Here is a 13,147-nt window from a genome sequence, read left to right as displayed (position 1 = left end):
TTCAAATCAAAATATCTTTCTCTTTATCCCGAGCGCCGTAGCAGAATTCATCTACCCAAGAAGCTAGACTACGGGCATTACTAGTTGGTATTAAATTAACTTTCCTTTTAAGGTGTTGTGGTTGGATATTCGGATGTTTGCCGTTGCTCTTAGCCTCGGTAGTAATTGCTAGCGATGCTCCTGAAGGGAACTGCCCCTTGGGCGATGTCTGACGACAAGCTGCTTTGCTGCTACGCACAGGTTTGCGGTTACTACAAATCTCAATGGTAGTTGCCAGCAATGCGCCTACAGGGAGCCACCCCTTGGGCGATGTCTGACTACAAGCTGCTTTGCTGCTACGCACTGTTTTGTCGTTGCTCTTAACCTCGGTAGCTAATGCCACAGATGGCATAGTTTTGGCTTTGCTGTTAACCTCACTGGTCATTGTCAACGATGCTTCTGAAGATAATTTACCAGAGTGCGATCGCGCTGGTTGATATTCGCTTAGGAAACTAGAGGATGGCGTTTTTACTGGAGTATCTGGAGCAATTTTAGTAGCAAATGCAGCTATTAACTCAGGTTTGCCTGTGTGAACTACCTCAGTGTTAGCTGTAAATGATGGCACAAGTTGATCGGCGCGTGGCAAGTTGAAGTCTAGAGTCTTGGCAGGAGAATGAGGCGCAATCTGGCTGGCAGTTACAACCAATGACACATGTTGATCCTCTGAATGCTTTTCATGTGGCAACTCGCTTTCAACTTGGCTGGTAGCCTTAGAATCTTCTGATTTTATTAAACGTAACTCTTGATCAGGATTGAAGTTAAGACCTAAAGCGGCAACTATTTTATCTGGATCGTTATTTAGATCCAGCATAAAAGAAAGTATTTCATCAAACTGGGGTTCCAAAACAGACAGTGTTGCCAAAATAAAACCGGACAAAGGACGCCGCAGACCATCGTAAGTCGCCCAAATTCGGATTTTGACCAGCCAGGGAATATTTTGCTCGTAGTAAATCAGCCACTTTTGTTTTAAGGATTGACGCAGCTGCTGGATATTCATTGGATGCCTCACTTCAGTCAATAAGATTACAGACCTTGATATTGTTAATTAATTTTATTTGCGGGGATGAAACCGATAATAGAGCATCTGTTCGACTCTTTGACCACCTAGCAAATGATTTTCTATCAGTAGAGATACTTCATCGGGTTGAACGCCGCTATACCAGACCATATCGGGTAATATCAACACCATCGGCCCATTGCCACATTGTCCCAAACAGCTGCTAGGCGTTACCGTTACACCAGGGATTGGCAAAGCCATAAAAGCTGCTAAAACCTTGAGGGCACCTTGCTTTTTGCAGGTGCGATTTTGACAAACCTGCACACATTTAGCAGAAGAGGGTTGGTCTATGATCGGGAAGTTTGATGGTTGATTTATATTTGACATTTTTTAAGGAACCGCTCCAGACGCACAAAACACAGAGGAGGGGGAGATGAGGGAGAACTTTCTCAGGGTCTTTTTCCAATGCCCAATGCCCCATGACGCCAGTCGCCTCAAGTCGGGAAACCCGCCCACAGCGCTGGCTCCCCAATGCCCCATAACTAATCTATTGAAAGTCCTTTTGAGGCTAGCCATTCCGGGTTGAATATCCGCGACTGATACCGGGAACCACTATCACATAGGATGGTGACAATGGTATGTCCTGGCCCCAACTGCTTCGCTAGAGCAACAGCTGCACCAACATTAATACCTGTTGAACCGCCCATTAACAGCCCATCTTTCCTCAGCAGTTGGTAAACTACCCGCAAAGCTTCTTTGTCATCGATTTGGATAGCATCATCAGCAGGTGCGCCTTCCATATTGGCTGTGACACGACCATTACCAATGCCTTCGGTGATGGAATTTCCTTCTATGTTAATTTCGCCGGTTTTGATATAGCTATAAAGTCCACTACCCAGCGGATCGGCAACAACGCATTTAATCACCGGATTTTGTTCTTTCAAATACAATGCCACACCAGCAAAAGTACCACCAGTACCAGTTGCAGCCGTCCATGCATCAATTTTACCATCTGTCTGCGTCCAAATTTCCGGCCCTGTGGTTTCGTAGTGGGCGCGGCGGTTGGCTAAGTTATCAAACTGATTCGCCCAAATGGCATTTTCTAACTCAGCAGCGACTCTGCCAGATAGCTTGACGTAGTTGTTCGGGTCTTTGTAGGGTACAGCGGGGATGGGACGGACTTCTGCTCCTAGTGCTGTTAGTGCGTCTATTTTTTCTTGTGACTGAGTATCGGGAATAATAATTAGGCATTTGTAGCCTTTGGCGTTGCAAATATGTGCTAGTCCAATGCCAGTATTACCAGCGGTTCCTTCTACAACGGTGCCACCGGGTTTGAGTAAACCTCTCTCTTCAGCATCTTCGATGATGTAAAGTGCGGCGCGGTCTTTGACGGAACCGCCAGGATTGAGGAATTCTGCTTTACCAAGGATTTCACATCCTGTTTCTTCGCTGAAGCTGTTTAAGCGAATCAGAGGTGTATTACCAACAGCACCGACGAAGCCATTTTTAATATCCATTTTGACTGTACCTGTGTGAGTATCTATAAAAATTTTGGCTTATAGCGGTGGCATGATTTACAGCTTCTTTACCTAAATGTAATGCATACACCTTCGGGTTGCCGTTGGCGTACTCCTACAATACAAGCAAGCTACGCCTAGCGTCTCTTTAGAGAAGCCTCTGTCTGCAACACGTTACGCGAATACAGAGAAGGCATCGCCTATTTCTATTTTCAAAGCAAGTACGTAGCAGTGTAGCGGTTTGTTGTGCAAAATTGCTACTACATCTTACTCAAATTTAGAACGAAGCTTGGTGAGGAGCGATCGCCTCTGTGTGTAATAGCTATTCACATTCACAAATATTATTTTGACATTACTAAACTTTACTCATATTCAAAACAAACCCAGGTAATACCAATTCACCGCTGACAGTCGCGGGATTTTCTAAACATTCCTCTGGCACACTAAGACGATAAATTTGGTAATATTCGTTTTCGCCACAAATTTCCGGAAAGCAAGTGCATTTTGGGGGATCTAACTCTAGCTTAAGTTTACCAGGCAATGAAAATTAAAATAGTAATTTTACTGGGGATTGTAAATACTTAGGTGAGTTACTATACAGCATGATTGATGAGTAAATGCTGATATCATTTCATTGTCTTAAATGGGGTGGACACCGATGACATCTGAAAGCGATCGCCAAAAAGAACTTGAACACCGGCAACGTATACAACGAGAAGTTGATTTGCGGCTCCAAGAAATGGAAGCTAAAATGCATGCTCCCGATGCAGCTTTGGATGAAACTGTGAAGCATCAGCCAGAAAATTCCCAGGAACCTTGGATGAAAAAAGTGATTTTCGCTGGGAAGCTGTTTGCTCTTGGTGTGGTAGGGCTGGTTGCAGTGAAAATAGCCTCACTGGTGGCTGGGTTTATTGTTGTTGCAGCGCTAGGGTGGGTGTCTTACAAATTATTTTTTGAATCTAAAATAACCAATCTTTAATAAAGGTGTAACTATTATGATTGAGCAGGTAACAACTGACAGATTTATCCAAGATTTAGAGCGTGTTGCTCAAGTGCGCTCTGAGATTTCTGTGTGTTTGAGTAAACTGGCTGAAACAATTAATAAACCTGAGTTGGCTGGAGACTCTTCATCAGGAAAACTCAGTTTAGAGCGAGATATTGAAGATATTACAGTAGCTAGTAAAAACCTCCGTCAATGTGTATTTCGCCTTTTAGTTTTGGGCGATATGAAACGGGGAAAAAGCACCTTTCTTAACGCCTTAATTGGAGAAAATTTACTACCGAGCGATGTTAACCCTTGTACCGCAGTGTTAACAGTTTTACGCTATGGGCCAGAAAAGAAAGTCACCATTTATTTTAATGATGGAAAAAGTCCACAACAGCTAGATTTTCATAACTTTAAATATAAATATACCATTGATCCAACTGAAGCTAAAAAACTAGAGCAGGAGAAAAAACAAGCATTTCCAGATGTTGATTATGCAGTAGTTGAGTATCCCTTAACGCTACTAGAAAAGGGAATTGAAATTGTCGATAGTCCAGGATTGAATGATACAGAAGCGCGAAACGAATTATCTTTAAGTTATGTAAATAATTGCCATGCAATTTTGTTTGTGATGAGAGCTTCTCAACCTTGTACCTTGGGTGAGCGTCGCTACCTAGAAAATTATATCAAAGGTCGAGGATTGACGGTTTTCTTTTTAGTTAATGCTTGGGATCAGGTGCGGGAATCATTGATTGATCCTGATGATGTAGAGGAGTTAAAAGGATCTGAGGAAAGATTGCGGCAAGTATTTAACGCGAATTTAGCACAATATTGTACTGTAGAAGGTCAGAATATTTATGACGAACGCGTATTTGAGCTTTCGTCAATTCAAGCACTCAGACGACGGTTGAAAAATCCCCAAGCTGATTTAGAGGGGACTGGGTTTCCGAAATTTATGGATTCGCTTAATACTTTTCTTACCAGAGAACGGGCGATCGCAGAACTCCGTCAAGTCAGAACCTTAGCAAGACTTGCCTGCAATCATACCCGCGAAGCAGTTGCTAGACGTATACCATTACTTGACCAAGATATAAATGAATTGAAAAAACGGATCGATTCAGTAGAACCTCAGTTTAACAAACTCACAGGTATCCGAGATGAATTCCAAAAAGAAATTATCAATACAAGAGACACTCAAGCAAGAACAATTTCGGAATCTTTTCGTAGCTACGTTTTAAACTTAGGTAATACCTTTGAAACCGATTTCTTACGCTATCAGCCAGAATTAAATTTGTTTGATTTTCTCAGTAGTGGTAAACGAGAAGCATTTAACACCGCACTGCAAAAAGCTTTTGAGCAATATATAACTGATAAATCTGCTGCTTGGACATTAACTGCTGAAAAAGATATCAATGCAGCTTTTAGAGAACTTTCTCGTAGCGCTGCACAATATGGCGCATCTTACAGTCAAGTCACAGATCAAATTACAGAAAAGCTCACCGGACAAGACGTTAAAGTAAATACCACTACTACTGAAGATGATAACTCTCCTGGCTGGGCAAAATGGGCAATGGGATTGTTATCACTATCTAACGGAAATCTTGCTGGTTTCGCACTAGCCGGGGCTGGATTTGATTGGAAAAATATCTTGTTAAACTACTTCACTGTAATTGGCGTTGGCGGGATAATTACCGCAGTGACAGGTATTTTTCTTGGGCCTATTGGGTTTGCGCTGCTAGGTTTGGGGGTAGGATTTTTGCAAGCAGATCAAGCGCGTAAAGAGTTAGTTAAAACTGCTAAAAAAGAGTTAGTTAAACACCTACCCCAAGTGGCATATGAGCAATCTCAAGTTGTATACAATGCCGTGAAAGAGTGCTTTGACTCTTACGAAAGAGAAGTGAGTAAGCGGATTAACGATGATATTGTATCTCGCAAATCTGAATTAGATAATCTAGTCAAGCAGAAAGAAACCCGCGAGATAAATCGTGAGAGTGAGTTCAAACGTTTAAAAAATTTACAGGAAAATGTAATAGCTCAGTTGCAGAAAATTGAGGCAGCTTATAGCAACTTATTGGCTTTCTATAGCTAATATATTTCATTCCTCTCGTTCCTAGCTTCTAGCTGGGAATGCCTACTGGGAGGCTCCGCCTCCCATAACCATAAGTAGCTAAACGTAAATAAATTAAAGTTTGTAGTAAGGGTTTGAGTCATGATAAACTTTGCTATGAGCGATGATTCGCTCACTACGAACTAGGATTTTATCGTATGTTTAATTATGCCTATAGCAGTCCTAAATCATTTGTAAAAATAAATTAACCGCAGAGGCGCAGAGAGCACAGAGAGAGGAATCGGAGATTTTCACGACTTATTTAGGATTGCTATAGCATAAACATAATAATGTGAGGCGGAGCCTCAACTATATGCATTCCCAGCTTCTAGCTGGGAACGAGGAACTAACGAGGAACTATGCAACAACAGTATGAAGGTTATAAGGATTTAGCAGATTCTCTCAAATCTGCATCCGCATTACTGAATTTAGAGCACAAATCGCAATTGCATCAAGATATAATTACCATTTGCAATCATTTAGCTGATCCTAGCTTTCGCATTGGGGTATTTGGGCCTTTTAATCATGGCAAGTCTACCCTATTGAATGCTATGCTGGGGAATCGCACTTTACCAATTGATTTAATTCCCACCACAGGCGCAGCAATTACTGTCAAGTATGGTTCTAATCTGCAAACTCGTATCATGTTGGTAGATGGTACAGAAATCTATCGCAGTGGTATAGAAGTTTTACAAGAATTTGCAATTCTTGATGGCAATAGGCAGATGCGAAAAGATGTAGTATCTGTAGAAATTTTTTGTCCGCATCCCTTCTTAGAAACAGGTGTAGAATTCCTTGATTTACCAGGAACAAATGATAGAGAAGAACAAGATAATTTAGTCCAAGAGCAACTATTAAGTGCAGATTTAGTCATCCAATTATTAGATGCACGGAAGTTAATGACTTTGGGTGAGCGGGAAAATTTACGAGATTGGCTATTAGATCGCGGTATTAAAACAGTTATATTTGTTGCTAATTTTATTAACTTACTCGAACCCGACGAGCGAAAACAAGTCCAAAATCGCCTGGTGTTTGTTGCGGAAAGCTTTCGAGCCGAATTACCTCCAGGTTTTAGTAATTTATATCGCGTCGATGCTTTACCTGCCTTAAGAGCCAGATTAAAAGGCGATGTTGCTGCTGCCAATAGTAGCGGTTTAGTAGCTTTTGAAACAGCTTTGCAAAATATTGTGGGGATTTTGCAACCAAATCGTGGTAGTGTGCGTTTGCCAAGAGTGCAAGCGATCGCTTCTCAAATCCAACTCTCATTAAAAGCTAAAATTGACCATATTGCTATTGAAATAAAATCCTTTGATGATAAACAAAATACTAAAATTGAAATTAAAGAAAAAGCAGCCAACTTAATTTATAAAGGTTTTGCTATTAGTGTGGGAGAGTTACGAGATTGGCTAGCATTATCCAACCTACTTACAAAATATCAAGCTGAAGCGGCAGTTGCATTAGCAGAAAATAACTTTAAATTTTGGCAAACAAATACTCTTAAAAAAGACCTGACTCAATTGCAATTGGCTGCGGTAAAATGGCTTTATCAAGCTTATGAATTTTTCCACGAAGAACAACCGCAAGATTTATTAATTCCCTTTCCTAGTGAACCACAACTAATACTACCCTCAAAGTCAAGCAATACTGATGATTTGAGTGAACCTGGTGCTATCGCTGTTGGTGGTGGTATTGGTTGGTTGTTAGGCGGCCCGGTGGGTGCTGCTGTCGTTGGGAGTATTTCTTATTTGTTAAATAAAAACATCCAAAAACAAGACGAACAATTAGTAAAAGAATCTTATCATCAAGAAGTTGCTAAACTTTGTATAACTGCAATTGAAGATTATTTATCTTGCTTCAGCGCTCAAGGGTTATCAATTTTGACTAAATATGAGCAGAAAGCCGAAGAAATAATTTTTTTTCAACTCAGTCAAGAACCATTAGAGATAACTAATAAGCGTGAAACTTTGCAGCAGTTACAAAACGGTTTTAATCAGTTGCTACAAGAGTTAGAAAAAGTCAAAATTCTCTCAAATCATCAACCTTATAAAGAAATACCAAAATCCACAAATATCAATAGAAAATATTCGCCACAGCCAGAGAGAATTAAAACTTTCTCACAAAAAGATCCTGATATTAAGCAACAAGATGAAAATACTGCTAAGTATACTGGGACAAGGGTAGAATTTGTTTCTCCACCACGGCCAAAAGCTTCTCCTTCTCCACGTCCAGAAGAATTAGAGGCGAAATTTCGTGATTGGGAACTCAATGAGGAAATAGCGCGAATGAAAGCAGAGATGCGTAGCCCTAAGGCTTGTCGTCAGACATCGCCTGGTTCTCAAACTAGCAAACAGCAAAATACAACTCAAAGCAACAAAACACCCAACCAAGCCCAAACAGATAAGATTACTCACGCCTACGACATTTTAGGATTGCAAGCAAATGCTTCTCAGGCTGAGGTAAAGCAGGCTTATCGAACTTTAGTAAAGAAATGGCATCCCGATTTGTTTGTGAATCAGCCGCAACTGCTAAAACAAGCACAAGAGAAAATGCACTTAGTTAATGAAGCTTACACAATTTTGAATGAGAAATGAACAACCAGATCCCCGACTTATTTGAAAAGTCGGGGATCTTTAGATTTGATCCTAATTTGATTAAAATTAGGAAACTGTTTAGGTGAGACTTATGCAACTGCTATCTTTGAAGAATGGCTTTTTGGCGTTAACCTTGACTGCGATCGCATCAGCCGGTGGGTTAATCACAGCCTGTACCAATACTGCTTCCCAGAACGAAAGCCAAGCCCCAAACGCAACTGCTACCAATGCTAGCGACAAGCAGATGAATCACAGCATGGCAATGGATTTAGGCCCAGCCGATGCTAATTTGGATTTACGGTTTATCGATGCTATGATACCGCACCATCAAGGGGCTGTGGAAATGGCTAAAGAAGCGCAGCAGAAATCAAAACGCCCTGAAATCAAAAAGCTAGCAGACAATATCATCAAATCGCAAAACCAAGAAATCACTCAGATGAAGCAGTGGCGACAAGCTTGGTATCCCAAGGCGGGAGATAAACCAATGGCTTATGACAGTCAAATGGGTCACATGATGGAGATGTCGTCTGACCAAACGAAAGCCATGATGATGAGTCAGGACTTAGGTGCAGCTGATGCTGAATTTGATCTGCGCTTTATCAATGCGATGATTCCTCACCATGAAGGGGCTGTAACAATGGCAAAAGATGTCTTAAGTAAGTCTAAGCGCCCTGAAATTAAGCAATTAGGCCAAGAAATTATCAACGCACAAAATACAGAGATTAAGCAAATGCAGCAGTGGCGAAAAACTTGGTATAATCAGTGATATAGAACTCCTATTTGATTTTTGAAAAAAACTCAGTACACACCTTTATTACTTCTCCTCTGTTCCCTGTTCCTCGCCTACGTAAATAATTTCAGAAATCAAAGCGGATTGCTATAGCGCTCTTCCATCACTCTAAGCAGAGGAAAATAAAAATCCTCGGAATATGAGGAGTCTGGAACAGCGCCCTGCATTCGATTCATTAATGCAATTAGTGTTAAAAAGCCAATCAATAAATGCGAAATTGGGAAAACCTTCAGCTAGGGTTTAAGTAAATTAAAGAATATGAAGGGTTGAATAACTAGGCGTAAATTGTTGAGGGCCTGGTCAGCCCTGGTTTGAGTCTAAAGTAGACCCCATCGACCAGTTCGTGCCTCCTGACTTCATGTTGAGCCAGATTTTCTTCACATAACAAACCGCTTGGGCGCTCGTGTGCGCGTTGAATGTATATGCGAATCCCTGTTGCCTTTGTATGCTTCGGCTTGCAGCCGAATGGTCTTGACGAGGGCGTTGGGTAACGCTTCTAGACATCGACCCGAAATTTGCCGAATTCGCAGAGTTCCTTCCTTATGATTTGCGATCGCCGCAGCCGATTAACCGGGAATTTGATGTAATTGTCGTCGCTCCCTCGTTCTTGATCCCTGAGCCAGTCCATCAGGCAATCAATGTTCTACAGCGTTCGCAAAACTTTTAGCTAGGTCTACTAACTTTAGTTGGAATTCAAATCTAACTAAAGTTAGAGTCGATTTTATTATATGAACTGATTGATCAATCGCTGTATGAAATAAAAGTATTAACTTTAAGTAGACGACAGGGCAGTGACAATTCTATATATTGAATTCATACAAACACAGAACAGCAATTGAGTTGCAAGTTTTAAGCTTGTTTGATATAAATCGCACAAAGATCAGCTATGACCACGACCAGAATTTGTTACTCGTTCCACCTTCAACACGATTCTAGCCTCTGTAGTGTCTTTACCATAGTGTTCTTGACTTGACATAGTAATGGAACCTGATAAATCAACTCACGAAAACCAAACTGTTGACGGACAAAAATCGGCTGTAATGGACAAAAAAGGATCTTCTGTCAGTTCAACGGCTGAACCAGCATCGAGTTCTCCTAGTCCGCAGCACCGACATCCTCGTCGAAAGTGGATATTGTTTGGCTTGCTGGGCGTAGGGTTAATTACTGGCGCTATTTTTGGCTACCGCTGGTGGCGTTTTGCTTCAGTTCATCAGTCAACTGACGATGCCTATATTACTACTAATATTTATCCCGTCAATGCTCGTATTAATGGAACAGTCGTCGAGGTGGAGGTAAATGATAACCAATCGGTATCGCAGGGTTATGTCCTAGCGAAATTAGATCCGCGTGACTATGAAGTAGTGCAACAGCAGTCAAAAGCAGCCTTAGAATCAGCGAAACAGCAAGCAGCAGTGGCTCAAGCAAATATTGGCGTGACGGCAACGACTGCCGCGGGTCAGACGACAGAAGCGAAAGGAAATATTGATGCGGCGGCAGCAACCGTCTCTACTTCAGAAGCGGCTTTGGCAGAAGCACGGGCAGGGGTACCCGTAGCACAGGCTCAACTTGCCCAAGTCAAGGCAAATTTAATCAAAGCCAAGCGTGATTATCAGCGTTATACTGCGCTCTCTGCTGAAGGTGCGGTGCCTCAACAAGACCTGGATACAAACAGAGCAACATATGAGGCAGCGTTAGCGCAATATGATGCGACTGCCGAGCAGATTAAGCAAGCACAAGCTAAAGTTGTGCAGGCGCAAAAAAATCTCTCCAATGCCCAAGCGAAACTTAGTTCTACTAGAGGAAACCTGCAACAAGCAAATGCAGCTAGTAAACAAACGGCGGTGAATCGACGGCAGTACCAAGCAGCATTAGCAACGGTTGCTCAATCAGAAGCCGAGTTGAAAAATACACAACTGCAACTGTCGTATACTTCGATTGTCGCTCCAATAGCAGGGCGGATTGGCAATAAAACAGTCCAAATCGGACAACGGGTTCAGCCCGGACAAACTTTGATGTCTCTAGTACAGACGACTCCCTGGATTGTTGCCAATTTCAAGGAGACACAGTTGGAAAATATGCGACCCGGACAGCCTGTTGAAATCAAGATTGATGCCTATCGCCATCATCGGTTTACAGGCAAAGTCGATAGTATATCTCCAGCTTCGGGAGCCGATTTTGCCCTGCTGCCGCCTGACAATGCCACTGGTAATTTCACTAAGATTGTGCAGCGCGTTCCAGTCAAAATCATCTTTGATCCAGACAGCATTAGAGGATACGAAACGCTGATTACATCGGGAATGTCGGTGATTCCAACCGTTAATACAAGTGAATTAGAAATGACCCATCATGGGTCTAATAACCGCTCGCCAATCGTTAACCACTAAATGCCACCCAATGGCCAACACCAGCACCAGTTCACAAAAATCGTCCTCTCGCGCCCAATCTTCCTCAGAACGGACTGTTTCGTTTAAAGACTGGGTTGGAGTCATGGCAACCTTATTGGGTGCATTCATGGCAGTGCTAGATATCCAGGTGACAAATGCTTCTCTTAATGACATCACGGGCGCGTTGAGTGCCACGATTGATGAAGGCTCTTGGATCTCTACAGGCTACTTGGTCGCTGAGATTGTGGTGATTCCTCTGACTGGGTGGTTGTCGCAGGTGTTTTCAGTGCGGCGATATTTGCTGGTCAATGCTGTATTGTTCTTAATTTTTTCGATCGCCTGTGCCTTTGCTGTCAACCTGCCGATGATGATTTTTTTCCGGGCAGGGCAGGGATTTACCGGGGGAGTGTTGATCCCGATGTCGTTTACCGTGATTTTGATGACTTTGCCAGCCTCTAAGCAGCCAATCGGCTTGGCATTATTCTCAATCACGGCAACCTTCGCCCCCTCAATTGGCCCGACGATTGGCGGCTGGCTCACTGATAACTATAGTTGGCAATATATCTTCTACATAAACGTCATTCCAGGTCTATTGCTGATTGCGGGGGTCTGGTATGGACTCAAGCCTCAGCCAATGCAGATCAACCTCTTGCGAAATGGGGATTGGTGGGGCATCATTACAATGGCGATCGGGTTCGCTTCTTTTGAGTTTTTTGCGGATGAAGGAAATCGCAAAGACTGGTTCGGCTCTGAGGAAATTCAGCGAGCCGCAATTATTGCGGCAATCTCTCTGCCGTTGTTTGTCATCATTCAGTTCATGCGCCAGCAACCGTTGTTGAATCTACGATTGTTAGGACGGCGCAACTTCGGCTTATCGACTGTGATTACCCTGGCATTGGGATTGGGTTTATATGGTTCGACCTTCATCCTACCGCTCTACCTAGCGCAGGTGCAGAGGTACAACGCTATGCAGATTGGTGAAACCATTATGTGGTCAGGCATTCCTCAGCTTTTCATCACGCCGTTTGTGCCCAAGCTAATGCAACGAGTTGACCTCCGGGTACTAGTCGCAATTGGGCTGGCGCTGTTTGGAGTCAGTTGTTTTATGAACTCTCATATGACTCACGATACAGGCATAGATCAATTGATCCCAGCTCAAATTGTGCGGGCATTGGGGCAACCCCTAATCATCACGCCACTTTCGAGTATCTCAACCGCTGGCATTGAACCGAAGCAGATTGGCTCTGCTTCAGCAATTTACAACATGGCACGAAACCTGGGCGGCTCCGTAGGCATTGCCATTCTGGGGACGCTGCAATCGGTGCGGGAACGATTCCACTCGAATCGATTGGTAGATGCTGTATCGCTCTCAAATCCGATTACGCGCGATCGCATTGACCAACTGACGCAGTTCTTCACAAATCAAGGGGCCGCTCCTGTCAATGCACAGAATCAAGCAATTGCCCAGATTGGCAATATTGTTCGTCGGGAGGCAAACGTTATGTCCTTTAACGATTGCTTCCTGTTTATGGGCTATGCTCTGTTTGCGGGTGCGCTCCTGGTGCTACTACTCAAAAAAGCCAAGCCTACGAGCGGGGCAGCGAGTCACTAAGATTGGATAGACGAGTACATTCTGGGCAGTCGTGGAATGCGGGTGAGCGCTCCATCGGCGGAATCTGATAGCCGCAAGTTTGACAAGTCTGATTAAATAGAACCAGCGATGATCGTGAGGTTGCC

9 protein-coding genes and 1 pseudogene are annotated in these 13,147 nt (G+C 43.0%); 6 read left to right on the top strand and 4 right to left on the bottom strand.

Features of this window, described 5'->3' with window-relative positions; genetic code table 11:
* Position 1: 1 nt before the first annotated feature.
* The 4 genes and pseudogenes from V7K40_RS26805 to V7K40_RS26790 form a co-directional block, all read right to left on the bottom strand.
* The gene (locus tag V7K40_RS26805) at positions 2-1,036 is read right to left on the bottom strand and encodes a DUF5331 domain-containing protein (protein WP_334965142.1); all 1,035 of its coding nucleotides are present in this window, start codon (positions 1,034-1,036) and stop codon (positions 2-4) included.
* Positions 1,037-1,090: 54 nt separating this feature from the next.
* Complete coding sequence (locus tag V7K40_RS26800) at positions 1,091-1,423, bottom strand: (2Fe-2S) ferredoxin domain-containing protein (protein WP_334965140.1); 333 nt, start codon at positions 1,421-1,423, stop codon at positions 1,091-1,093.
* A 155-nt stretch (positions 1,424-1,578) separates the two neighbouring features.
* Positions 1,579-2,553 carry a cysteine synthase A gene (locus V7K40_RS26795; protein WP_273767418.1) on the bottom strand — a complete coding sequence of 325 codons (975 nt, stop codon included), beginning with the start codon at positions 2,551-2,553 and terminating at the stop codon, positions 1,579-1,581.
* Positions 2,554-2,908: 355 nt separating this feature from the next.
* Positions 2,909-3,010: pseudogene (locus V7K40_RS26790) on the bottom strand (Uma2 family endonuclease); the annotation flags it as partial.
* A gap of 201 nt (positions 3,011-3,211) precedes the next feature.
* Between V7K40_RS26790 and V7K40_RS26785 the strand changes: the two are divergent.
* The 6 genes from V7K40_RS26785 to V7K40_RS26760 all read left to right on the top strand — a co-directional run bounded on the left by V7K40_RS26785 (position 3,212) and on the right by V7K40_RS26760 (position 13,022).
* Positions 3,212-3,532, top strand: a complete 321-nt coding sequence (locus V7K40_RS26785) for a DUF3040 domain-containing protein (RefSeq protein ID WP_334965138.1) — start codon at positions 3,212-3,214, stop codon at positions 3,530-3,532.
* 16 nt (positions 3,533-3,548) lie between these two features.
* Positions 3,549-5,627: a dynamin family protein gene (locus V7K40_RS26780; RefSeq protein WP_334965136.1), complete on the top strand. Its 2,079-nt coding sequence runs from the start codon at positions 3,549-3,551 to the stop codon at positions 5,625-5,627.
* Between the two features lie 377 nt (positions 5,628-6,004).
* A complete protein-coding gene (locus V7K40_RS26775; RefSeq protein WP_334965134.1) occupies positions 6,005-8,236 on the top strand; it encodes a dynamin family protein in 2,232 nt (743 codons plus the stop codon).
* A 91-nt stretch (positions 8,237-8,327) separates the two neighbouring features.
* A complete protein-coding gene (locus V7K40_RS26770) occupies positions 8,328-9,002 on the top strand; it encodes a DUF305 domain-containing protein (protein WP_334965132.1) in 675 nt (224 codons plus the stop codon).
* Between the two features lie 1,004 nt (positions 9,003-10,006).
* Positions 10,007-11,410, top strand: coding sequence for an HlyD family secretion protein (locus V7K40_RS26765; RefSeq protein WP_334965130.1), 1,404 nt, complete (start codon positions 10,007-10,009; stop codon positions 11,408-11,410).
* Entirely contained in the window at positions 11,373-13,022 is a 1,650-nt protein-coding gene (locus V7K40_RS26760; RefSeq protein ID WP_334965128.1) for an MDR family MFS transporter, read from the top strand. The genes V7K40_RS26765 and V7K40_RS26760 overlap by 38 nt, the downstream gene beginning before the upstream one ends.
* Positions 13,023-13,147 lie beyond the last annotated feature (125 nt).

Source organism: Nostoc sp. (assembly GCF_036917195.1).
Classification (GTDB): domain Bacteria; phylum Cyanobacteriota; class Cyanobacteriia; order Cyanobacteriales; family Nostocaceae; genus Nostoc.
Note: the sequence above shows the minus strand (reverse complement) of the source record. Positions and strands in the feature narration are given on the sequence as shown.